We start from the raw sequence: 26,204 nt of genomic DNA, 5'->3' as shown, positions 1-26,204 counted from the left end.
TGGAAAAGCAAATAGAATTATTATTTGCCTGAATTACAAATGGCTAAGCTCTTTGCATATTCTTTAAACCAATTATGAACTGGAAATGCACAAGCTTCAGGATCACTATTGTAAGCAATACCGCCATTCAAAGATCCTTTATCGATAAGATTTTCTGGAGACAATAAATTCCAGCTTACATTTCCTGACTCATCGACTAAAACTTTAAAATTAGCACCAAATCCCCTTTGTCCGGCTTTTCCAGTAACCCCGCCTTTGCCCCATACTGCATATTGCTCAGGAGCCCAATCAATTTCTGTAACTGCTATAGGGGCGAAGTTTTCAACTGGCTTAATATTTTCGTTCCAATTTGCTCTAAAAACCATAGGATCATTATTGTCTCTGCCCCAGTATCCCGGATAGATATGTACTGCATAACCAATATTTGTCCCTTCAATAGGATTAACTGCATAACCTTTATACTGAGACTGCCAGCCTGAACCTGGGATCCAAAGAATATTATTGGCTCCATTAGTCCTAATCATATTAACAATTGGCTGGAAAAACAATTTTAATTGATCAAAATGAGCCTGAGTATTTGCACCAACTGAACCATCGGTCAACTTAATCTTTATTGGTTCATTAGCTAGTTCGAACATTACATTTTCAGCATTTTTCAGCGATGGGTGTTTCGATACATAATCCCAAACTAATTTTAGATAATCCTGATACGCTCCGCCAACCGCAATCTGTTCTGGACAAACACCGGGCGGACGTAAAATAACATACATTCCTCTTGTTTTTGCATGTGCAATAAGCGGCAGAATAACTTTATCAACAGCTTGCTTAAATCTATCAAAATTAAATTGAGAAATATCATTTTCAGATATTCCAGAAACTCCTAAATTGTTTGTCCAATAAGGATCTATATGCAATCTTACATAATTAAGATACCAACCTTGTTTTGCATCAGATAATTTATCCATTATTGCATTATTATATTGCAAGCAGCCTGCAACATCATAATTATTCCAGCGCCATTCACCTACAGCACCACCATTAAACCAAGGGCTGGGCGTAATTGCTACTCCATGCAATATAACTTTATTGCCGCAAGGATCTTTCAAAAACCTGCCTTCTACTTTTAGCCGCGGCGTTTTTTGAGGCCACGATACCGCAGCCTCAGTTGGAGATGTTTCTTTTGCAGGAACATCGTCCTTTCCGCAACTTAAAAATACAAGTAAAATTATTCCTGTAATTATTAAATTGAATTTCATATACTACTATTTACTCCCTTTAAGACCATTAGCAAAACCAGCGTAAGATGCTTTACGAGTAAACTTAAGATCCCATAAACCTTGATTTTGACCAGGCAGCCATGAAGAATCAGCTTTACTATCTGTTAATCCCCAAACAGTAATACCATATCTCTGATTTGCCGGAATGTATTTCATGTACATATCCACAACATATTTATACATATCCGACTGCAATTGAAGATCCAGTTTTGTAGGTTTAAGACCTGCTGCCACATCCAGTTCAGAAACTTTTATAAGTTTGCCAGTAGCGGCAAGTAATTGAAACATTGTTTCAATTTTGGCTTTATCTGAATTGATCGTAATATGCATCTGCGTACCTATTCCATCCACTTTTTGTCCTTTGCTTTCAATATAATTTACAAACTGAATAAGGCCTTTACATTTATCCATACTATACTCAAGGTTGTAGTCATTGATGAATAATTTATCGGTTGGATTGCCACTCTTTCTGGCAAGTCTAAATGCCTCAACTGCATAATCCTTCCCTAGATAATCCTGCCAGTAGAATTCATCGGCGGCCATATTTGTTCTACCCACACCTGTTTTTAATTCATACGGTTTTCCGTCATCCATTGGCTCATTGACAACATCCCATGCATTGACATACGGAGCACAATTTTTAACCATACCCGTTATCCACTTATCCAGTGCATCACCAATGATAGTTTTCTTCTGTTCCGGTGTTTTATCTTTTGTCTGAATACTGCCGGTTGCGCTATACTTTTCTATTTTGAGATTATCATAGTAAAAACTAGTGGCAGTTTTCCCAAGATTAAAGGCGATTGTATTACAAGTTGCCATTTCTGTAGAAACGGTAATCTCTTTAATATAAGTTGTCCATGCGGTAGTATAAGAAAGGTTACCAAAGAAATCCCAATGCTTATAACCTCCTACATTTAATTGTGCCTGTGTCGGAGAAGTTGCTGGAGCATCAGCACGAATATCCATAGTAAGCCTATATTTTTCGCCTATTTGTACCCCTGGAGAAAACTTAACGTAAAACTGTGCATCCCATTCATTAGCACGCACACTGGCATTTGTTAATTTAAGTGCTCTTCCCACTCCCTTAGCACCCTGCCCTGCTGCTGTAAACGATGATGTTACATTTCCATTGAACTGATAATTTGATGCATCAGCAGTCTCAAAATCATTTGCAGTTATCACATCCCAGCCTGGACCTGTTGATGACAGAACATCTGGAGCAATTAGTTTTTTAAGATATGCTGCATTTTGATTCGCATGCCAGCAGAGTGTATGACCAAAAACAGAAACATTAGCTTCTTTGGCTGTGGTTAGCAATTTATTGACATTGTCAAGAGCAAGACTCCCATCTGCCTGTACTATTGCGCCATGTTTCATTTCATAGCCCAAAGTAATCTCATCAAAATTCTTGTTAACTAATCTATACATCAAGCTTTTACTTGTATAATCATTCAATGAAATACCAGCACCTAATTTAAAATTAGGATTAGCCGTTCTGTCTACATAGGTTTTTAAATCAGAATAGACATCAATTCCTTCCTGATTGGCAATGCTGGCGGGTTTTTCATAATCGTACTTTAAAGCATTATCGTTTGTACAGGATGCAGCCATCATCAAAACTGAAGACAATAGCGATATTTTATATAATTTATTCATCTTCTTTAAATCTTTAATTTTTAATAAAATTTTCAATTATTTTTTAACCGGGCTGTAAACAGCTGCAGTTACTCCTCTATCACGCAATACTAATGTGTCTTTTGTAGCTACATTAAAATCTTGGAAATTTACTTTATAATCAAGATAAAGGGCATCTCTGTCCTTACTTCCCCAACTATTTTTTTCTCCTTTTTTCACAAATTTACCTGTTCCGCTTGCTGTAAACAATGCACTGCTTCCGGAGACTATGCATTTATTTTCGTTATCAAATGTTAGTGTCAGATTAAAATTGATATTAACCCCAAAAGCATCTTTTACAGTAACTGGAAAATCAATAGTATTTAATGATCGAGTATTAATTTTAGAAACTTGATCAGTTTCTACATAAGTTGTATGTCTTACAAGTGTTTTATTAAGAGCCGTATTTCCATTATTTCCAACAATGACATCTTTACCTCTTCTTAAATAATTGCCATCCCAAGGATTTACATACTTTACAGCATATAAAACATAATCTTTTGGTGCAACACTCCAGTCTGTACTTAATAGTTTTAATGGATTAGACACTAGAGCCTTTCCAGAAAGAATAGTATCAGCATTAACTACTTTTTTCATTTCAATAGGAATAACATAGGTCTTTTTTATTGAAAGAGGATCTGCAAAAAAAGCATCAGACAATTGTACCTCTACACCTCCAGTAATCTGGCCTTTTGGAATAACAATCTGATTGCTTGAAAGTGTATAATAGCTGCTTGGCATAGCAACAATTTCATTTTCGCCAGCATTAAATAAGAAACCGGCAGGCAGCGAATTTGCAACTGCGATATCAATGGTTACATCTTTATCATTACTATAAACACCGCCTAAAGTCCCCATTATTTTACACTTGTGCTGATTATCCAAAGTAGTATCAAATATGTCTTCTCCCAATGTTATAGTTCTGACAGGGTATTGATAAGCAAAATAAACCGACTGATGATCAAAATTATCAAACTCAGCATCTTGATTAGTACATGAAACCATAGAGACAAGTACAGCTGTTAGCATTAAAAATATTTTGTTTTTCATTTTCTTTAATTATTAAATTTCCTAATACATTAAGTAGAATCTTAATGTTCTACCATCCCTTGTTCTGCAGTAAAGCGTTAAACTTAAGGGCTTCTGAATATGGAATTGGTCCAAATTTCATATAGTCTTTATAAAGTCTGCTTTCAACAGTGATTTTTTGATGAATACCTCCTTGGATCTTATCCCCATCAGCTGAAACATTTAAATTTGAATTCCATCTGCGTAAATCCCAAAATCTAAATCCTTCAAAACATAGTTCCAAACGACGCTCGTTTCTAATTAAGTTGCGCATTTCCGTTTTGTCTGCTTTAATTGACTCCAAGTAAGGATCAGGCTGTACTATTCCAGCTCTTTTTCTTAACGCTTTAACAACATCATAGGCAGAGAATCCTATAGATCCTGTAGCTGTTGGTCCCCATGCTTCATTTGCAGCTTCTGCATAAATAAGATACAATTCAGTATATCTCATTCTTGGTTTATAATGTCTCTGATTATTAATAGACGTTGGATTCAAATTCACATCCTGTCTCAATAATTTTCTCATATAATAACCCGTACGAGTCGATGTACCAACCTTGTTTAATGCGTCATTTGTAGTACCATCACTAGCTGTAGTAATTACAGTATTACTCACTCCGGCAGTTGACTGGTTTACTAAAATAAATTTTTTCAAACGAGGATCACGGTTATCATAAGGCTTTGCAGCATCATAATTACTGCCCGCAGCAGTAATAGGATAACCATTTGCCATTGGGAAAGAATCCACTAAATTCTGTGTTGGATTGACACGTCCTTTTCCAAAAAGAGTTGGAGGAAAATTATCGCTTTCTAAAGTATTACTATCAGCTATATCGCCTCTCCAAAGAATCTCCGGCGGATTGATCCCAGCGCCCATTGCTTTTAACTCTTCGACATCGCTGTACCAGTTCAATCCATTAGAAGCAATACCAGAAACTCCACCATTCAGGTTCAGCAATTCGCCGGCATATTTAGCCGCAACTTCCCAAGTTGTTGTGTTTCCTGCACTAAAAGCTGGACTAGCTGCTAATAAGGCCGCTTGTGCTCTTACCACTTGTGCAATTCTAGAAGACATTCTTTGTCTGGCATATTGACCAAACACACGGTTATAATCACTTAAATTATCGTATCCAGGAGGTAACGTTGAAGCATCTTCAAAATCTAATGGAAGCAATTCCGTAGCTTTTTTTACATCACTGTACAATTGTTTCATACAATCTTCAAAAGAGGAACGTCCAACATTATAGTTTGAACTAGCCGTTTCCGGCTCCAAAAGGATTGGCACTCCCAATAGCTGGTCATTAGTAGCTGTACCTGCATGAGCCTGCAGCAGATAATACATGTATAAAGCTCTTAGCCCATAAGCCTCTCCCATCAAACGGTCTCTAAACAAAAGACTTACTTTTTCATCTTTTGCCCATTGCACTTTACCAGCTTCAGAAAGAAAAATATTCAAATACTGAATGGCTGCTCTTGAATTTGACCATTGATCTAACGGGTTAAAGTTTGAAGTCCATTGACCTGTTGCTACCTTAAGATAATTGCTGGATATATTATTTGTTACAGCATCATCCGTTGCTACATCATTAAATGACCAGCTATTCCCAGGCAGTCTTGTATAAGCATTAAGAAGAATTCCTTGTGCGTATTCAGCCTCTGCATACATATCTTCAAGCCCTCTATTGTTTTCTATTGCCGGATCAATCAAATCATCACAGCTGTAAAAAACAAACAGAACGGATAGAAATAATACTATTTTTAGTTTCATAATAATTAAATTAAGTGTGTGTTTTAAATTTAAAATAATGCTTTAACACCCAGATTATAATATCTGGTTAGTGGTTCGCCTCCGATGTTTAATTCCATAACATCTCTGTTTTCAGAAATAGTCAACAGATTAGATCCAAGTGCATAAACACTAAGCTCAGTAAAAAAAGTTTTTTGAAGCATCTTTTTAGGAAAATCATAAGTAAGCTGCACTTTCGAAAGATTTACTCTGTTAGTACTATACATCCAGAAATCTGACGAACGGAAATTATTATCACTGCTCAATGAAGATACCCTTGGATAAATTGCTGTTTCTTTAGTTTCTTCTGTCCAGCTGTCTCTTACGTTAATAGAATATTTATCTTCTCCATCCATTTGAAAATAGGTGTTGTTTTTCATTGCATTAGCACCTGTTTGTCCTGTGAAAATTGTGAAAAATGTGAAATTATTCCATTTTGAAGTAAAATTAATACCAAATGTAAATGGAGCTCCATACCAGCCTGCTTTACCTAAATAAACTTCGTCTTTATTGTCGATAATGCCATCACCATTCTGATCAATGTATTTTATATCTCCTGGTTTAACCTGTCCAAAAGTCTGTGAAGGTGAATTCGTAATATCAAGCGCATCCATAAAAAAGCCATTGCTTCTTAGACCCCAAAGTGCATCTAAAGGTCTGCCTTGTCTGTTTTGATAACTGTCATCAAATAATTCAGCTCTTTTAGTTGCTTCTGAATCCACATAAGTCCCTGTTAATCCAAGAGCTAAATCAACATTTCCAATTTTTTTATTGAATCTTACATCATAATCAAATCCAATACGTTTATCATTATTATAATTAATATAAGGTAGGAATGAAGTGTTAGGAAAGCCCGTAACAAAATAATTTGGATATAAACTTGAAGCCTGAATAACATTTCCTGTAATTTCATTAACAAAAAAGTTAGTATTTAAGGTAATCAGGTTTTTAAAGAATGCTCCTTCTAATCCAACATTCAGCTCATTTCTTTTTGCAAAGCTTAAATCTAAATTCTCACCTCTTCTAACGTCAGTACTTCTGTTAAGAGCACCGTCTCTCCAGCTGAACCATTGTCCGTCAGTTTGAGTATATATACTTTCATATAAATAATAATTTGAAACATCTAAATCTGTATTTAAGATACCTCCTGAAATACTTAATTTTAAATTATTGACAGCTGTCACATCCTTCATAAAATCTTCTTCAGATAATTTCCATCCAATAGACATTGTAGGAGAAAATCCTTCACGGTTACCTTCTGCAAATTTGGCAGAATGTACATATGCTCCATTAAATTCTGCGTAGTATTTTTGATCAAAATTATAAGATAAATTTAGACCTAAATTAGCATTGCTTGTTTTATGATAAACAGCAGACTGACTTTGCTGATATCCTGAACCAATAAGCATTGCCGATAAATTATGCTGTTCTTTTATTTTTTTTACATAATTAAATTGCCCGGAAAAAGCAACCGTCTGAAAAAGAGAGCTTCCGCTTAAATTCTCAATACCTGTTTTTGAATCTTTTCCATACTTCGTTAAAGAAGTAATCTGGTCAATGCCTGCATAGTTATTCCAAGATGCCTCATAAGTCGCATAACTGTTATTATAGGATTGACTGTACGCATTAGAATAATCAACCGCAAAATCAGTACGAAATGTCAGCCCGTCAATGACGTCGCCTAACTCTACATTAATCCCCGTATTAAACTGAAACTGACGGCTTGAATAAGTGTTATGTCCTCCAGCATATATAGCTGCAAAAGGATTAGTAGGATTAAGCTGTGTACCACCTAATAAATACTGTCCGTCAACTATATAATTACTGTTATTTACAAGAGCCATTGATGCATCATCACTAGATTCAATCATACTGATTGGCACTAATGGACTAAATAAATATGGTCTCAATGTAGCAGCGCTGCCCCAGTAATCTGTATTTACTCCTCTGGAAGTACTATAAATAGCATTTGCACCAATTGTTGCTGAAAAGCGGTCATTAATCTGAAGATCTACATTTCCTCTAACATTAAATCTATTACTGTTGTTATTTGCCGCCTCTCCAAAACTTTGCAGAGGATCCTGCTGAGACGAAAAATTAACTACTGTATAGTATTTTGCCGATTTATTTCCTCCTGTTATCTCAACATTTGCATCATAATTAAAATAAAACTCCTTCACGTATTTTGGTGCATAATAATTAACATCAGCATATCTATATGGATTTTTGCCAGCTGCATAATTATAAATGGTTTCATCAGAATATGTTGGATCCAAACCATCATTAACACGAGCTTGGTTATAATAATGCATGTATTCTGCAGAACCTAAATATTTTGGAAGGCTCTTAGGCACGAATACTCCATTATCAAATCTTGTTGTAATTTGCTGTTTTTGTACTTTACCTTTTTTTGTTGTAATATAAACTACTCCTTTTGCAGCACGGCTACCGTAAAGTGCTACCGCAGAAACCCCTTTTAGAAAAGTGATTTGCTCAACCTCGGTAGACAATACCGAATTAATATCGCGGGGAACTCCATCTACTAGCACTAAAATGCCGTTCATTCCCCAGATGTTACCATTAAGTCCACCGATTAAAGCCTGTACTCCATCTAAACTATACGTTGTATAGTTTTTTTCTAAAATTTCTGGCAGGTTTACAAAAGAAATACCTCCCATTAAATCCCTGCTTTCTTCTTTCTTGAAAGCAACCTGAACTAAATTTGAATTTTCTTTATTTAAATTTACGTCACTTACAGCAGCTGTTGCTTTTACTACCAATGTAGTATAGCCAGCAACGCTAAACTCGATGTCTGTGTTTGCTGTTACGCTTATTGAGTAGCTTCCTTTATTATCGGTAGCAGTTGTAATATTATCTTTTTTACTGACAACAGTTACATTCTCAAGTGGCTTCCCGCCTGCTCCAATAACAATTCCAGCTAAATTTAATTTCTGATCAATTTGAGCGAAAATCTTGGCAGGTAAGAAAGCAAATAGCACAAAACATAACACTATTTTAAGTTGTATATATCTCATTATTCTATAATTTTATTTTTAAATTTTTTAAAATAATCATTTTAATTACCATCCAGGATTTTGTGAAAATTCTAAATACATATTTACATCTGCATTTTTTAACGGAAGCCAATAATGCTTTTCGCTAAAATTTCTCACCAAAATTACTTCCTCACGAATATTAATAACTCTATTTTCGCTTGGTTTTGTTGCATCAAATGTAGAAGCACGGTCAAATTCTATAGATTTTTTAATCGTATATGGACTTTGAATCAATAATAACCAGCGGCGTAAATCATTAAAGCGGTGTCCCTCAAAGCTCAACTCAACAGCACGTTCACGTCTAACCTCGTTCATGAAAGAATCTAATGAACCCAAGTACTCCGCTGCGACGTGTCCAACTCCGGCTCTATCACGAATAATATTTATAGCATCGACAGCAGTTCCTGTATATTTTGGATCTTTTCCTGTTGCAGTACCGTAACCCTGCGCGGCAGCTTCAGCATACATAATGTAGATATCAGACAAACGCATCCAAGGAAGATGAATATTTAAATTGTTGCCATAACCAAAACCATCATCAAACTTATTTGCACTTCTCGGAATAAACTTATAAAGCAAATAACCAGTTCGGCTTCCTGTGCTTATATTTCGGTAGCTACCGTTAGTATAAAGATTTGCATAACGATTACTTTCTTCAGCAGCCGGAATAGAACCTGTAACGCATTTTACACCATCATATACAATATCATTGTAAAAACGGGGATCACGGCCTTTCCAAGGATATCTTGGATCATATCCTGAATCTGCATCTGCTTTAGTTATATCTTTAATAGGTTTTCCATTCGCCATTCCATAATTATCAACATAATTAGCTGTAGGCAGGAATTTCACATCCCCATCGCATATTTGAGGTGCAGGCTGATACTGCTTAGAAGTACCCCAGTTAGATCCGTTTGCTCCCCAGTAAGGACCTCTAAAAATAGCTTCAGTTCCGCCTGGCATTTTCCAGTTACTTCCTGTTGTATAAAAATTATCACTGTATTTTGCAAACGGCATTAATTTATATTGTGAAGTACCGCTTTCAGTAATATTTAATAATTCTGCAAAAGCTGCAGCTGCTTTTTTACAGTATTCAGCATTATAAGAAGCATTTCCTGTAGACACTTTATTCATAAGCGGACTTCCTGCCCATAAATAATTTTTACCTAAATACCCAAGAGCCATTATTTTATTAATACGAAGCTCATTCTTCCCTAATGTTCTTTTTCCGATAACAGTATTATCCCAATTAACAGGAAGCAAGTCTGCAGCGGCTCTAAAATCAGCAGCGGCTTTATCAGCACATACTTGATAGCTAAGTCTTGGCAATTTAAGCGGCTGATCACTTGGAAGCACTTCATCAATGTAAGGAAGCCCGCCGAAATACTGCATAAACTCAAAATGAAACCATCCTCTAAAAAACAGCAATTGCCCTTTGATTAAATCCTTTTCTTCTTGGGTATACTCGGTCATTTTATCAATATTGGCAAGACCAATATTTGCCTTACGAATACCAGCCCAGCCTAATGTCCACAAATCCTTATGCATACGGTCATTATCGGTGCTGACATTGTTTCTGTTCATCCAGCCAGCCTGCCATCCGTCATACTCTCTTTGCCAGCCCCAAAAATCCCCTTTATCTATCTTACATATAAAGTGAAAATCACGGGCTGTAGACTGAATTTCATCTTCTCCCCAATTCCATGAATTTGTCCAATATCCATTGGTAAAATCTGGAATGCTTTGGTACAATTCCTCAGTGAATCCTTGAAAATTTTCAAAATTTTTGAAAGCCTCTTCAGGAGATATATCTGAATCAGGAGATTTTTCAAGATATTCATTGCAGGATCCTGAAAGTAAAAGCAAGCCTATAATTAAGCTGTACTTTGATATTATTTTAATATAATTCTTCATAGTTAAATTTTTAGAATATAATGTTAGCCCCCAAATTGAACCTTTTTACAGTTGGATAAGCACCTTGTGATGCCCAGCCCGTTCCAGCATAATTTGCTTCTCTATCATCGGGCATATTAGACCATAAAAACAAATTATTTCCATTTAAATAAAATCGAATGCTTTGTAGCCCTGACGATTTTATCCAATTTGTTTTTCCGTCGAAAGTATAAGCAATCTCGGCATTTTTCAAACGAAGGTAGGATCCGTCATACATATACCTGCTCCCGTTGTTATATTCACTAGCTGTAGCAAGCCAGCGAGGCATTGGCTGATCTGCGTTCGTGTTATCTTGTGACCAGTATGAACCTTGATCATATACAACATGATTTTGTCCTGATAAACTTGTAAGAACAACTTGTCTGGTAACATTATTTACACCATAAAACTGCACAAACGCACTGAAACCTTTCCAATTAATACCAACAGTATTATTGTAAGTATTTTGTGGTGTTCCTGTATAGCCAAAAGGGATATTATCTTTAGAATCAATGACACCGTCACCATTATAATCTAGTATATTATAATTACCAGGAAGCTTTGCAGCATCATTTGTACTATGAACTGTACTGGCATATAACTCATCCCAAGTATTGTAATAACCTTGACTTACATACGAATGAGCCTGACCAATAGAATATCCTTCACTTTTTTGATAATCTGGCAGTAATTCAGGATTATCAGCGCTTATAATTTTATTTTTTGAATGAGTGAAATTAGTTGTCCACCATAAATTCAAGTCATTCCCAAAAGTATGATTGAACTTTAATTCTAATTCATAACCTTTATTTTGAACTTGACCTAAATTTGCAACCGGTGCCACAGCTCCATAATAAGAAGGAATTGCCCTGCTGCCGCCAGCTAATAAAATATCTGTTCGGTCTTCTTTATAATAATCAAAAGTGCCAGTGACAAATCCTTTAAAGAAAGCAAAATCAACACCTATGTCGCTTTTCTTTGCTTTTTCCCAGTGCACATCCTCATTACCAACGGTTGCCTGCTTATACCAAGTATAAGGGCTTCCCTCTGCTGCCTCTCCAGTTGTTCCTAAAACAGAATTACCGCCGTATGCCCATTGGGATTGATAAAGAAATCTCCCGTTAATATTATCATCACCAATCTCGCCATAAGTAGCTCTAATCTTTAATAAATCAAGGAACGATTCAGTACTCTTCATAAAATTTTCTTTGGAAACAATCCAGCTTAGACCACCAGAAGAGAAAAATGCAAAACGATTGGCCGCGCTAAACTTTTCAGATCCATTGTATGCCCCATTATATTCTATAAAATATTTATCGGCATAATTATAAGTAGTACGGAATACCCAGTCTTCTCTATAATGAGGAATCTCGCTTCCCATAGCCTGCTGATCTCTGCTAAAAAGTCCCAAAGCGGTTACATGATGATTATCAGCAATTTTTGTTTGATAATTTAACTGTAATTGATAAAAAAGTTTACGGTAAGTATTCCAATCCCGCACAGATCCTCCTGTAGTACTCCACTTTACGCCTTCTTGAAAATCAAACCTGTTATTAGAATCATAAGCTTTTTTGAAAAGGACTACGCCAGTAACGGGATCAATATACTTTTCCTGCACATCATTAAATAAATCACTTATTCCTCTGTCTCCTTCTACAAATGAGTTGTCTAAGGCAACCATTCCTTTAAAACTTAGCCCTTTCAGCCATTTGTCAAAATTTTGTTCGAGTGTAAAATCGGTGTTTAGTCTTGTTGTTGTTACAAATTGAACACCGCTTATCGCAAGATTCCTTACAGAATTTGATGCTTTTCCTTGATTTGGAGCATAATACCCCCAAGAACCATCCTCATAATAAGGCAGGAAAACATCTGGAGCTGTTGAATATGCTGCATCCCATATAGTATATTCGCCTCCTGAAGCACCCCAAGGGCTTTTTTTCACGCCACGGGAACCAGCAAGACCTACTTTAAACACTGTACTAGAGGTAACTTGGAAATCTAAATTACTTCTAACATTCAGACGGTTATAACCATATCCAGGATCATATCCTCTATTATTGTTATATTTTTTAAACATATCGCCTTCACTTAAAAAATCAGCACTTGCAAAATATTTTACAGATTTAGTGCCGCCGCTTACATTTAAACTCGCATTATAAGACATTGCATAGTCATTAAATAAAGCCTTCTGCCAGTCTACATTAGGATAGCGCTCAGATTCTTGTACATTTGCTGGATATCTGTACTTATCAATAATAGCCTGAGGAACATAATCAGCCCAGCTCGATGGACTTAATGCCAGCTCGTTTTCGATGACACTGTTTTTAACCATTAACCCGTCATAAGAATCTAGCTTAGCAGGCAGTTTAGAAAGAGTTTTCACAGTCGTATTAAAAGTAGTCCTTATTAGTGCTTTACCAGATTGGCCTCGTTTAGTAGTAATAAGGATTACTCCATTTGCACCTCTAACTCCATAAACTGCAGTCGCTGATGCATCTTTTAATACCGAAACAGATTCAACAGAAGTAATCTCAACACTGTTTATTGGCCGCTCTACACCGTCAACAAGAATAAGTGGCTGTGCATTATTCCAGGTACTTGCACCGCGTATAAAAAGCTGAGGATCTTCCTCACCAGGCATACCTGAACTAGCCGATGTTATCAAACCTGGCACATTACCAGTCAATGCGGAACCTATACTTTGAACACCGCCGGCACGTTCCAGAATTTTTCCGGAAACTTGGGTAATTGCTGCTACTAAACTTGCTTTTTTCTGCTTGCCATATCCAACTACAATAACCTCATCTAATGATGTTTTCTCAGGTGTCAGCACCACGTTAATCTCTTTGTTACCGCCAACTTGCTTTTCAACAGTTTTAAACCCAACAAAGGTGAATACCAAAACAGCATCCGAAGGCACATTAATGGTATATCTTCCATCGAAATCAGTGGAAACACTTGAATTAGCTACCCCTTTGACTGAAACTGTAGTTCCCGGCACTCCATTGCCGTCTTCTGACGATGTTACCCTTCCAGAAATTTTAATTTGCTGTTTAATTTTAACGCTTACATCTGTCACAGAAACTGGGATATTTTTCTCAGCAGCTGACAGCTCACCCGTAAACAAAAATTGAAACAAAATTCCTAAAGGCAGATACATAGCTCCGTTTAGAATTTTAGATAATTTTATTTTCATGTTATTTAAATATTTTGAACTTGATCTATACTTTATACTGTTATCAATACTGCCGATAAACAGATACAGACTTGATTAAACTAATTTTATATTTTTTCCAGCCGGAAATTGATAATGCATTTACTTTAATTCAGGCTGCTATTTATATTGCCATATTCAAACCTGTAACTGCTTAAGTAAAATCATTTGAATTCGTGAATGATAAATTGTCTTGACAAAGCTGCCTACGGCCAGACACCAGTTGTTAAGTAAAAGATTCCTGAATGTTTTTTGTGCCTTATTGCTTTTGTATTCCTCATAAGATTTGAGGGCTAAAGACTGTCTAAAAAAACCTTCTCTTAAAAAAGTTTTCCGAAAAAGTAAAATTTTGATCATAATGGTTAATAAAGTCTTGGTTAATTGTTTTGGTTATTTTTTTAATTCCTTAATGCAATTTTTTCACTGCAGCACTTATTTAAAATTTAAACATTTGATTCTGTTTTTCATTTTAAAAAGATTTATTCTAATAAAATCAGTCTTTAGAAAGAATAAGAATAGTGTTCATTATTTAGTATTTAGGATTTAACAATATAATTATGGTATCAAAAAATAAATACTGAATTATTATCATATCAATAAAAAAATTAGATGATTCAAAAGTATTTGTTAAAAACAGATATCAGCTATCTCTACGTTACAGATACTTTACACTACGTTACATAAAGAATAAAAAATGTGCTGAGCCGGTAAAACAATGCTGTTTTTATAAATAACAGGATTTAAATGACAGTTTAAAAACTATCCGATTTATGAAGACAATTTCATTTCCGTTGAAAAAATTATTTGATGAGCAGCTTCTATTTCACATTAGAATCCAGAACAAAGTTTAAGAAATATGGAACTCAAGCCATTACCAAACGGTAACAAAATGTAAAATAATTTACTAATGCCAAAACCAGTTGGCATCGTAAAAACTGAGTGAGTATATTATTAAAAATATAACCATATTATATTTAGGATGCGGATTATTTAAGAATACTATAAATGACATTAAAGGTTTCTAAATTTTGGTCGACGATAAGGAATTCGAACCATAAAATATTTTACAGAGTTGAGACTTTTTAACGTTTTAACCTCAACAGTACATCAAACCGCCTTTTTGAATATTTTCAAAATCTATCTTATAGAATTAACTTTATAATGTGCTAGTTTCTTCAAATCATGGAGAAAATGGCTTGAAATTTGTATCTCAGGATCACCTCGAAATATAAATACACTGCCTTTCTCTATCAAATGAATTTTATACCTTTGTTTCAACTACAGATTTAATGTGTTCTTTAAAAAATATAGTACCACAGACTAACAAAATAATATCCTTCAATTAAAATAATAGATAAAAGTTTATTTTTTACTTTGTGCTATTATTTTTTCAGATTTGTACTTTATTGGTACGCCATAATCTGTTAATACCAGTAAACACTGGATGCTAATTTTTGTATCGAAAAAAATGATTATACAAGATTTAATAGGTGATTATTCAATTTCTGGAAAAAATCAAGATGACTGCCATGAAATAACCTACAAAGGTATTTTGAATTTATCCTTAGATAAAAACAACCGAATTATAGCTAAATGGGTTATTAACAACACAGACGAACAAAAAGGCTGCGGTTTCTTTAAAAACAACATTCTGGTAATCAATTTCAGTTATAAGGGAGAAGACAACAAAACGTATAAAGGAGTCGCTGTTTATCGATGCATAACCAAAGACTTTTTGGATGGTTTTTGGTCCGAAAAACATGGAAACCCACTCTACTTAGGAACTGAACAATGTTTAAGAATGAAAAGCACTGAACAGTTAAATTAAGATTGTCTTTAAAAAATTATCTTGTTTTATTTTAAAAGTGTATATTTGACACTTAATATTTTGAGATAAAAAACTTAGTTCAACAATCCTAACTTTGTCAAATGCCGACTACTTTAAAATTCTTATCAATCCTGCTTCTTTATTTTTCTTTCAATCTTACAGCACAGGAAAACAAGCAGCGAAAATTACTTTTTGATGACAATTGGAAATTTTCATTAGGCGATATGCCACAGGCAAAAAACCTGAATTTTGATGATAAAACTTGGCGTTCACTGGATTTGCCTCATGATTGGAGCATTGAGGGAAAAATAAGCAGCGACAATCCAACCCGCGGTGCCGGTGGTTACTTTCCGGCGGGAATTGGCTGGTACCGCAAGACATTCAACATTCCTTCTTCGTTAAAAGGAAAACAGGTTTCGATATACTTTGAAGGTGTGTATATGAATTCGGAGGTTTTTATCAATGGAAAATCACTTGGCATATATCCTTATGGTTACTCCTCTTTCCTTTATGACCTTACTCCCTATTTGGATTTTTCTAAAGAAAATATTATTTCGGTCAAAGTTGATAATTCGCAGCAGCAAAATTGCCGATGGTATAGCGGCTCAGGAATCTACCGCCATGTCTGGCTGACAGTTACAGATGAACTGCACATTGCACATCAAGGAATTGGAATCAGCACTCCAGAAATAACTGCCGAAAAAGCAACAGTAGCAGTAAAAGTAAAAATTAAGAATGAATCCAATACCGCACAGCAGTTAACACTTAACACACAGTTATTTGATGATAAAACCCGAAAATCTGGAAATGCTGAATTAAAAATTGATCTTGCAGCCGGAGGTGAAAAAGAAGTTGAACAAATGATTGTGGTTTCAAAACCGCAGCTTTGGGATTTACACAAACCGCATTTATATCAGGCTCAGATACAAATTCTGAAAGAAAATAAAATAATTGACCAGACAGCTGCAACCTTTGGAATACGCTCAATAAAATTTACTGTTGAGAATGGTTTTCAGCTCAATGGCAAAACTATGAAACTTAACGGAGGCTGCGTACATCACGATAATGGAATCTTAGGTGCTGTCGCTTATGACAGAGCCGAAGAAAGAAAAGCAGAAATGATGAAATCGGCAGGATTCAATGCAATAAGAACTTCTCATAACCCTCCTTCTGAAGCTTTTTTGAATGCCTGCGACAGATTAGGCATATTAATAATAGATGAGTCATTTGACGGATGGAAAGAAAGCAAAACAACACATGACTATGCATCAATTTTTAATGACTGGTGGCAGCGTGATCTGGAATCAATGATACTAAGAGACCGTAACCATCCCTCCATTATTATGTGGAGCATAGGAAATGAAATAATTGAAAGAAAAAGTCCAGATGCAGTCCTGACTGCTAAGATGATGGCAGCATGTATCCGAAAAATAGATACTACCCGCCCTATAACTTCTGCTATGACCACTTGGGATAAGGATTGGGAAATATTCGACCCTTTATTTGCTGCTCAGGATATTGGCGGTTATAATTATCAGCTGCAGCGTGCTCCATCGGATCATGCCAGAGTTCCTTCGCGAGTTATTGTACAAACAGAATCCTATCCAAGAGACGCCTTCGAGAACTGGAAACTGGTACAGCAAAACAATTATATCATTGGCGATTTTGTATGGACAGCTTTGGATTATTTAGGCGAGTCCGGCATTGGGCGCTGGTTTTATAATGGTGAAAAAACAGGCGAACACTGGGAAGGTGAATTGTTCCCTTGGCATGGTGCTTATTGCGGTGATGTTGATTTAACCGGATGGAGAAAACCGATATCACATTATAGAAGCATGCTGTACAACGAAAATGAAAAATTGTACATGGCAGTTCGTGAACCGAATGTAGAAAATTTGGAGATCAAAGAGACAATGTGGTCAGTCTGGCCCACATGGGAAAGCTGGAACTGGTCTGGTTTTGAACATAAAAACATTGAAGTAGAAGTGTATTCCAAATATCCTGAAGTCAGACTGTATTTAAATGACAAACTCATTGGTCAAGAAAAAACAAGCCAAGAACAGCAGTTTAAGGCTAAATTTGCAGTGCCTTACTCCTCAGGGGTATTGAGAGCTGCCGGTGTAATTAATGATAAGGAAGTGGAATTCAAAACACTGAAAACAGCTGATAATCCAGTTACAATTAAACTTACTGCTGACCGTAAAACCATAATGGCAAATGGTCAGGATTTATCCTATTTAACCGTTGAAGTAATTGATAAAAACGGAAATACTGTACCCAATGCTGCAAATAAACTGCAGTTTGATATACAGGGCGAAGGAACTATTGCCGGTGTGGGAAATGCAAACATAAAAGATATCGATCAATATGCTGGGAATACTTGTAAAGCATGGAATGGACGTGCACAGGTTGTTATTAAAAGCACTCATAAAACAGGTGCCATTACCCTAAAAGCCAGCTCATCCGGTCTAACTGGATCCAGTATAACAATCAAAACATCATCAAATAAATAAATCCGATGTACTGCATCAATCTCAATCAGCTAAAATTTTAAGCAGATTGCAAAAAATTTAAAAAGAGAGGAATCATAAAAACAATTTTTTATGATTCCTCTCTTTTTTATTTCCCTACCGCTTTTTGTAAATGAGCAGGATAGCGGTCACCTTGTATGGCAGTTTGAGCAAAAGCATCGTCAATTTTTTTAATATCAGAAGCGGTTAAATGAATGGATGCTCCTCCAATATTTTCTGTCAAACGGTGTGATTTTGTTGTGCCGGGAATTGGTGCTATCCATGGTTTCTGTGCCAACAGCCAGCCCAAGGCAATCTGCGCAGGTGTTGCCTCTTTTTGAGAAGCTATTCCACCAAGTAAATCAATCAGTTTTTGATTTGCCGTTCTGTTTTCTTCACTAAAACGAGGTAAAGTATTTCTAAAATCTGTACTGTCAAATTTTGTGTTTTCAGTGATTGCACCAGTTAAAAATCCTCTGCCTAATGGACTAAACGGAACAAAACCAATTCCTAATTCTTCAAGTGCTGGTAATATTTCCAATTCTGGTTCCCGCCACCAAATAGAATATTCACTTTGTAAAGCCGTAACAGGCTGTACTGCATGTGCTTTCCGAATAGACTCTACACCTGCTTCTGATAGTCCGAAGTGTTTTACTTTTCCCTCTTTAATAAGCTCTTTAACGGTTCCTGCAACATCTTCCATAGGAACATTTGGGTCAACTCGATGCTGATAAAATAAATCAATAACATCTGTTTTTAGCCGTCTTAAAGATTCTTCAGCGACAGCTCTAATGTTTTCTGGCCGGCTGTCTTGTCCGTTAAAAGCAATTCCGTCTTTAAAGCCAAATTTAGTAGCAATTACAACTTCTTTCCGAAACGGATTAAGTGCTTCTCCCACCAATTCTTCATTAGCAATACCATAAGCTTCTGCGGTATCAAAAAAAGTAATTCCCTGTTCGTAGGCTTCTCTGATTAATTTTATCGCTTCCGCTTTGTCCATTGCGGGACCATAAGCAAAGCTCAATCCCATACAGCCCAATCCTATTGCAGACACTTCAAGTCCTTTATTCCCTAAAATTCTTTTTTCCATTTTATTAATTTTTAATCATTAAAATTACTTCTTTTTTTCCGGAGCTTCAACATCAGAGAAAGCCAGTACTCCAGCAGGTAATCTTTCCCCAACAATCTTAATACCATTTAATGCTGCATTGAATTCCTGCATTTCTTTTGAGGAAAATTTTATTTGAGATGCTCCTGTATTTTCCAGCATGTGTGCCATTTGGGTCGTCCCAGGAATTGGTACAATCCAAGGTTTTTGTGCAAGAAGCCAAGCCAAAGAAATTTGGGCAGGTGCAGCTTTCTTCAGCTCACTCCATTTCTTGATCAAATCAACCAGAGCCATATTGACAGGAAGGTTTTCAGGTGAAAATCTTGATTCCATACCACGAATATCACCAGATGCAAATCGTGTATTGCTGTCAATAGATCCTGTTAAAAAACCAACACCAAGCGGACTCCATGGCACAAAACCAATGCCGAGTTCTTCGCATAAAGGAAGAATTCCTTTTTCAAGACCGCGCCACAATAATGAATATTCATTTTGAATGGCAGTTATTGGATGAATAGCGTGTGCACGCCTTACAGTCTGCAGACCAGGCTCACTGAGTCCGTAATGAAGCAGCTTACCTTCTTTTATCAAATCCTGGATTGCACCAGCAACATCTTCAATCGGTACATTTGGATCTACGCGATGCTGATACAACAGATCAATTCGGTCAGTGCGAAGGCGTTTCAGCATTCCTTCAACCACTACTTTAATATGTTCAGGACGGCTGTTTAAACCCGGTAACCGCTTTCCTGTTTCCTGATCGATATTCCATCCAAATTTTGTAGCGATGACAATCTTATCACGAAAAGATTGAACACCCTCGCCAAGAATTTTTTCAACCTCTAGAGGTCCATAGGCTTCTGCTGCATCAAAAAAAGTAACGCCATTATCAAAAGCTGTGCGGATGATTCGGTGCATTTCAGAACGTGAAGGAATTGTGGTCTGATAGGTACGGCTCATATTCTGCACACCGATGCCGATGCTGGAAACTTCTAAGTTACCCAGTTTTCGTTTATCAGATGCAAGTAATGGAAATTTATTTTTTTCTTCTGAGTTTTCCTGAATGCCAGATTGAGCAAGAGAGCGAAATGGCAGCAATGCGCTTCCAGCTAATGCTAAACCTGCTGTTTTTAATATTGATCGTCTATTCATTTTGGAATATTTTTATTTTATGATTTATCTGCTCAATTTATGTTCGCTGAGCCTTTTTACCATATTAGGATCTCTGTGATCAAAAAACAGGCTTGCATTAGTATCTAAAGTTTGAATAGCACTCATATCTTCTTGAGATAATTCAAAATCAAAAATGTTGAAGTTCTCTGCCATTCTTTCTTTACGAACTGATTTTGGAATAGCTGCTACTCCTCTTTGGGTTAACCATCTCAGGATGACCTGTGCTGTTGATTTATCATGTTTTTGGGCAATTGCAGTTAGAATTTCATTTTTAAAAATACCATTCTTTCCTTCTGCAAAAGGCCCCCAAGATTCAATTTGTATGTTGTTTTCCTTAAGAAATTTTTGTGTTTCATTCTGCTGGTGAAAAGGGTGTGTTTCAATTTGGTTTACTGCAGGAATGAAACCAGTATTGACTACTAGATCCATCACTCTGTCGGGATGAAAATTAGAAACACCAATCGCCTTAACTTTTCCTTCATGATACAACTCCTGCATGGCTCGCCAAGAACCATAAATATCACCATAAGGCTGATGTATTAAATATAAATCCAGATAATCCAACTGCAGTAATTCTAAAGATTTTTGAAAAGCTTCTTTTGTGTTTTCATAACCTGCATCACTTACCCAGAGTTTTGTAGTTATAAAAAGTTCTTCTCTTGCAATACCGCTTCTTTTAACAGCATTCCCAACAGCCTGTTCATTCATATAAGAAGCTGCAGTATCAATTAATCTATATCCTGTTTCAATTGCATCTGTTACAGCTTGTTCACATTCAGCCATGTCCTGCATTTGGAATACGCCAAAACCTAAAATAGGCATTTCAACACCGTTATTTAATTTTACATTGTACATAGTAATTTTGTAATTAAAGTTTCTAATAATTTTATTACATGACTATCCGTAACTAATACCAAGTTGTTTCTAAGGCAGCAATCATAAGCCTCTGAGATAGTCTATCTCCAAAATATCTTCTGTTAAATTTGTAACAGAACTCGTCGAGATAATTTTGTACATATTGTTGATTTATACAATTGTGGTGGATTCCTAAAATCACTTTCTTTGCATTACTGATTGTTCTATTTACCCAAGGAAAAACTTTTGCAGATTTCTTCTTGTCAGGCTCTACAACAACCTGATGTTTTGCTATTACTTCTTTTAGTTTAGAATATCCTGTATAGCCATCGGAGAGTACAGAAGCTGTTTTTTCTACTGACTTCTGAACCTCTTTATTAATTGTTTCGGACTTCAAATCCTCCATGACAACCATTTTCAAGTAGCCTACTTTCCTGTTTGGTTTTCCTTTTTTTGGCGCAGAAATACTAGGTTCAGATTCTACCATCACTAGCACTTTTGCTTGTCTTTCACTCCCACGACCTCTTTTGCCTTGTTTAGGATTGTCACCATTGTTATCATCTTTGTCGTCTATAACATCTTTGTTGTCAACTCTTTCAAAGAATCCTTCGTCAAATTCAATGCAACCCTCCAATTTATATTTCTCATCACGTTTACTCATTACTCTGCGTATTTTGTGCATCATTAACCAAATTGGTTCATAACGCTTGTGCCCCAAGATACGTTGCATTTCTAATGCTGAAAAACTCTTTTTTGAGAGCGTCATAAGTTCAATGCAAAGCATCCAATATTGGAAAGGTAAATTCGAATTTTCCATTACCGTTCCTGAGCGAAGACTAATTCGGCTACCACACTTTTTACATTGAAATTTTAAATCAGTTTTACGAAAAGAATGCTCTGTGTGTTGGCATTTTTTGCAGACAATACCCATTTCAAGACGTTTTTTCTTGAAGCCTTCAATACAAGAAGCTTCATCAGGATATTTTTCAAAGAATTTACGCAAATTCATAACTGTTTAGTTTTTATTCTGCCACGAATATAAGGTAATTAAACAAAAGGTACAAGTTGCGGATAGTCATATTTTATTAATACAAACCCGTTGGCGTAATTATTTTCAACACATAGAAACATAGATTTTATAAGCTCAAAAATAGGCGTTTCACTTTTTTAAAAGACACATAGCTCACTATGTGAAAGAAATGTATTTCTTTTTTGCACTCTTTTTTAAAGTAAAATCTATGTTTCTATGTGTTAAATGAAAATTTTATGAATTACACCCAACTGGTTAATACAAATTTCCAAACAAAATACGACGGCATTGGTATACGGATTACTGAATCTCCTACCAAGATTACTGATTAATAACAAATTACTGTTATACCTATACTTAAATACCTAAATTTGTTTAACAAACAATAAAGACATGGATAAGGTATTTAACTTTGAAACCATTAGTGAATACAATACTTTCAACAATCATGAAACATTACACCCATTAGTTAGTGTTATTGATTTTTCAAAAGCAAAGGAAAGAACCGGTTGTAAAATGAACTTTGGACTTTACTGTATATTTTTAAAGCAAGTGAATTGCGGTGATTTAAAATACGGCCGTAATTATTACGATTATCAGGAAGGAACATTAGTGTTTATTTCACCTGGTCAGACAATTGATGTTGAAAACAAAACCGACTACTATCAGCCAGCAGGACATGGATTGATCTTTCACCCTGATTTAATTCGCGGTACATCGCTAGCAAAAAATATTAATGAATACAATTTTTTCAGTTATAACACCAGTGAAGCACTGCATTTGTCAGAAAAAGAAAAACAGCTTGTTTTCGACTGCTTTTCTAAAATTGAAACTGAATTAAAGCAATCTATTGATAAGCATAGCAAAAAACTTATTACTTCAAATATTGAGCTGTTTTTGAATTATTGCGAAAGATTTTATGACCGCCAATTTATTACCAGAGATACTACCAACAAAGGAATTGTTGAAAAATTTGAGGAATTGCTAAACAGTTATTTTTCTTCTGACAAGCCTAATATCATAGGACTGCCTTCTGTTGCCTATTATGCTGGAGAACTTAATTTATCTCCAAATTATTTTGGGGACTTAATTAAAAAAGAAACGGGAAAATCGGCTCAGGAATACATTCAAAATAAAATTATTGATGCAGCCAAAAACAAAATATTTGATTCTTCAAAAACTATTAATGAAGTAGCTTATGAATTAGGGTTTAAATATCCGCAGCATTTCACTCGTTTTTTCAAACAGCATGTTGGCAGTACACCTAATGAATATAGAATTTTGAATTAAAGAAATAGCATTGAACTGGTCTTTAAATAGCTGCAGCACTTTAATCAAATACCGAAGCCTAAACTAGAAACTGTTCTTAAAAACCAAACAAATGCTTGAAAATTTCCCTTTTTATCTTGGTATATTGCTCGTTATTTTATTGCTGATTATGCTGGCTAATAAAATAAAAGTTGCTTACCCAATACTATTAGTTCTAGCAGGTTTGGTCATAAGCTTTATTCCCGGCATACCGGTTATAAACATTGAACCCGATCTAATATTTTTTATTTTCCTTCCTCCGCTGCTCTATGAAGCCGCATGGACGGTTTCGTGGAAAGAATTATGGCGCTGGCGGAGGATTATAACAAGTTTTGCCTTTGTAGTCGTTTTTGTATCTGCACTTTCTGTAGCAATAGTTGCTAATTATGTTATTCCTGGTTTTTCATTGGCATTAGGATTTGTGTTAGGCGGCATTGTATCACCGCCAGATGCTGTAAGTGCCGGAGCGATTTTGAAATTCGTTAAAGTACCCAAAACCATTTCGTCCATTTTAGAAGGAGAAAGTCTATTGAACGATGCTTCATCTTTAATTACTTTTAGATTTGCGATGATCGCCGTGGCAACCGAGCAGTTTATATTTTACAAAGCTGCGACGAGTTTCAGCTGGATGATTATTGGCGGTGTGTCAATTGGTTTACTCATTGGATGGATTTTTATGAAAGCCCATAAATACCTGCCGACTGATGTGAATGCAGACAGTGTGCTGACATTACTGACTCCATACATTATCTATCTCACTGCCGAAGAGGTTCACTGTTCCGGTGTATTGGCAGTTGTGAGCGGCGGTTTGCTTCTGTCTAATAACAGACATCGTTTTCTTAACAGCAGATCCCGTCTTCGGGGAGTAAACGTCTGGGAAAGCTTTTGCTTTATACTAAACGGATTTGTTTTTATGCTGATTGGGTTAGATCTGCCTCAAATTACTAAAGGACTCGAAGAAGCAAATATTAGTGTTACAGCTGCAGTTGGATACGGCGTGCTGATTACGTTTGTTTTGATTGTCAGCCGGATTCTGTCTTCTTATGGTGCTGTAATTGTTACGCTCATTGCCCGTAATTTCATCAAAGTAGCAGACAGTAGAAATCCCGGATACAAAGTCTCCTTTATACTTGGCTGGACCGGAATGCGCGGTGTTGTCTCATTGGCAGCTGCATTATCTATACCGGTTTATCTCAATAATGGCAACGGATTTCCGCAGCGTAATCTCATCCTGTTTATCACTTTCATTGTTATTCTTTTGACATTATTAATTCAAGGATTAACGCTGCCTTATTTTATCAAAAAAATTCTAACTAATAATGATGACGATACTTTGTCACGTACTGAAATGTATAATAACATACGACAGGAATTAGCCGAATTTGCAACACATTACTTAAAAACGAATTATAGCGATCAAGTAGAAAGTAATGCTTCATTACAGCATCTTATTCTGAAATGGGAACAGCACCGTAATGGAATCGATGACGAATCAATTGGAGAGGATTTAAAAGTTATTTATCTGGATTTATTGCATCAGCAAAGGCATTGGCTCATCAATAAAAACAGAGAAGATCAAAATCTTGACGAATCAATAATACGACGGCAGATGCATTATTTAGATATTGAAGAAGAAAAGCTTCGGTATCTCTAGAAAGTAATAAGTCTCTAGTTGAATCTTTTTAATCTTTCAGCATTAAAAAAACTGCAAAATTTGCAAAGGCATGATATTAGTATTTACCTGCTTTATATTCTCACCTGCCTAAAAGTGAGATTAATCCGCGGGAGCACATCTCTTGCGGTTTTTGGCACTTGATGTTCCCAGAAGCTATTCGTTTTTCCTGCCATTAATAAGAATGTACCATGATGCAAAGGAATCTCTAGCTGCGGAAGATGTTTCAAAAGTTTATGGCGCAGCCGGAACATACGGGTTTCTCCAAATGTCACCGATGCAATATTCATATCTTTATTCTCGCTACTGGTTTTATCGCTATGCCAAGAAACTCCGTCCTTTCCGTTTCTGTATAAATTCAGTAAAACAGCATTGAAGTTTATTTTGGTTTCATTTTCGACTCTGGTTTTAATAGTCTTTAATTCCTTTGGCCAATCAAATTTACCCGTAGAGGCATCACTATCATCATACCAAGCAACCATCCGTGGAGCTGTAACTATTTTATCATACATGGGCATGTCGTACTCCCGCCACGATGTATTGTTTAATAAAATGTTATAATAACTGTCTGATTCTTCTTTTGTAAAAAAACTATCAATCAGCATTAAGTCAGCATCAGGAACGTCAAATATTTTTTTGCCGGCTGTACCTGATGTAAAGATTTCGGTGTCGTCAAAGAGAATCATAAATGTTGTTTTTTTTGTAATGTG

General features: G+C 35.8%; 16 protein-coding genes. 4 read left to right on the top strand and 12 right to left on the bottom strand.

Annotation, left to right across the window (positions count from 1 at the left end; genetic code table 11):
• Positions 1–20: 20 nt before the first annotated feature.
• Genes CLU83_RS04450 through CLU83_RS04420 form a run of 7 tightly spaced genes read right to left on the bottom strand, consistent with a single transcriptional unit; the run spans position 21 to position 13,992 of the window.
• Positions 21–1,256 (bottom strand): cellulase family glycosylhydrolase, encoded by a 1,236-nt coding sequence (locus CLU83_RS04450; RefSeq protein ID WP_100430496.1) that lies wholly within the window; start codon positions 1,254–1,256, stop codon positions 21–23.
• Positions 1,257–1,262: 6 nt separating this feature from the next.
• Positions 1,263–2,936 (bottom strand): endo-1,4-beta-xylanase, encoded by a 1,674-nt coding sequence (locus CLU83_RS04445; protein WP_157801990.1) that lies wholly within the window; start codon positions 2,934–2,936, stop codon positions 1,263–1,265.
• Positions 2,937–2,972: 36 nt separating this feature from the next.
• Positions 2,973–4,004, bottom strand: coding sequence for a DUF5627 domain-containing protein (locus CLU83_RS04440; protein ID WP_100430494.1), 1,032 nt, complete (start codon positions 4,002–4,004; stop codon positions 2,973–2,975).
• Between the two features lie 49 nt (positions 4,005–4,053).
• Entirely contained in the window at positions 4,054–5,790 is a 1,737-nt protein-coding gene (locus CLU83_RS04435; protein WP_100430493.1) for a RagB/SusD family nutrient uptake outer membrane protein, read from the bottom strand.
• 29 nt (positions 5,791–5,819) lie between these two features.
• The gene (locus CLU83_RS04430; protein WP_100430492.1) at positions 5,820–8,843 is read right to left on the bottom strand and encodes a SusC/RagA family TonB-linked outer membrane protein; all 3,024 of its coding nucleotides are present in this window, start codon (positions 8,841–8,843) and stop codon (positions 5,820–5,822) included.
• A 45-nt stretch (positions 8,844–8,888) separates the two neighbouring features.
• The gene (locus tag CLU83_RS04425; RefSeq protein ID WP_100430491.1) at positions 8,889–10,778 is read right to left on the bottom strand and encodes a RagB/SusD family nutrient uptake outer membrane protein; all 1,890 of its coding nucleotides are present in this window, start codon (positions 10,776–10,778) and stop codon (positions 8,889–8,891) included.
• A 10-nt stretch (positions 10,779–10,788) separates the two neighbouring features.
• Entirely contained in the window at positions 10,789–13,992 is a 3,204-nt protein-coding gene (locus CLU83_RS04420) for a TonB-dependent receptor (protein ID WP_100430490.1), read from the bottom strand.
• 1,486 nt (positions 13,993–15,478) lie between these two features.
• Between CLU83_RS04420 and CLU83_RS04415 the strand changes: the two genes are divergently transcribed.
• Both CLU83_RS04415 and CLU83_RS04410 read left to right on the top strand, forming a co-directional pair.
• Complete coding sequence (locus CLU83_RS04415) at positions 15,479–15,838, top strand: hypothetical protein (RefSeq protein ID WP_100430489.1); 360 nt, start codon at positions 15,479–15,481, stop codon at positions 15,836–15,838.
• A gap of 101 nt (positions 15,839–15,939) precedes the next feature.
• Positions 15,940–18,351 carry a glycoside hydrolase family 2 TIM barrel-domain containing protein gene (locus CLU83_RS04410; protein ID WP_100430488.1) on the top strand — a complete coding sequence of 804 codons (2,412 nt, stop codon included), beginning with the start codon at positions 15,940–15,942 and terminating at the stop codon, positions 18,349–18,351.
• 106 nt (positions 18,352–18,457) lie between these two features.
• Here the strand turns inward: CLU83_RS04410 and CLU83_RS04405 are convergent, their stop codons facing one another.
• The 4 genes from CLU83_RS04405 to CLU83_RS04390 are packed head-to-tail and all read right to left on the bottom strand — an operon-like array spanning position 18,458 to position 22,493.
• A complete protein-coding gene (locus tag CLU83_RS04405) occupies positions 18,458–19,438 on the bottom strand; it encodes an aldo/keto reductase (RefSeq protein ID WP_100430487.1) in 981 nt (326 codons plus the stop codon).
• A 24-nt stretch (positions 19,439–19,462) separates the two neighbouring features.
• On the bottom strand, positions 19,463–20,608 hold the full coding sequence (locus CLU83_RS04400) for an aldo/keto reductase (RefSeq protein WP_100430486.1): 1,146 nt from the start codon (positions 20,606–20,608) through the stop codon (positions 19,463–19,465).
• A gap of 24 nt (positions 20,609–20,632) precedes the next feature.
• Positions 20,633–21,484 carry an aldo/keto reductase gene (locus CLU83_RS04395; protein WP_100430485.1) on the bottom strand — a complete coding sequence of 284 codons (852 nt, stop codon included), beginning with the start codon at positions 21,482–21,484 and terminating at the stop codon, positions 20,633–20,635.
• Positions 21,485–21,536: 52 nt separating this feature from the next.
• Complete coding sequence (locus CLU83_RS04390) at positions 21,537–22,493, bottom strand: IS1595 family transposase (RefSeq protein WP_100430323.1); 957 nt, start codon at positions 22,491–22,493, stop codon at positions 21,537–21,539.
• A 414-nt stretch (positions 22,494–22,907) separates the two neighbouring features.
• On the opposite strand from CLU83_RS04390, the gene CLU83_RS04385 reads away from it, so the two are divergent.
• Positions 22,908–23,804, top strand: a complete 897-nt coding sequence (locus CLU83_RS04385; protein WP_100430484.1) for an AraC family transcriptional regulator — start codon at positions 22,908–22,910, stop codon at positions 23,802–23,804.
• 91 nt (positions 23,805–23,895) lie between these two features.
• Entirely contained in the window at positions 23,896–25,476 is a 1,581-nt protein-coding gene (locus CLU83_RS04380) for a Na+/H+ antiporter (RefSeq protein WP_100430483.1), read from the top strand.
• 92 nt (positions 25,477–25,568) lie between these two features.
• On the opposite strand, the gene CLU83_RS04375 is transcribed toward CLU83_RS04380, so the two are convergent.
• The gene (locus CLU83_RS04375) at positions 25,569–26,180 is read right to left on the bottom strand and encodes an alpha-ketoglutarate-dependent dioxygenase AlkB (protein WP_100430482.1); all 612 of its coding nucleotides are present in this window, start codon (positions 26,178–26,180) and stop codon (positions 25,569–25,571) included.
• Positions 26,181–26,204: the final 24 nt, after the last annotated feature.

Origin of the sequence: Flavobacterium sp. 1 (assembly GCF_002797935.1) — a bacterium.
Lineage (GTDB): Bacteria > Bacteroidota > Bacteroidia > Flavobacteriales > Flavobacteriaceae > Flavobacterium.
The sequence above is the reverse complement of the archived record's forward strand: the minus strand, read 5'-3'. Positions and strand labels throughout refer to the sequence as shown.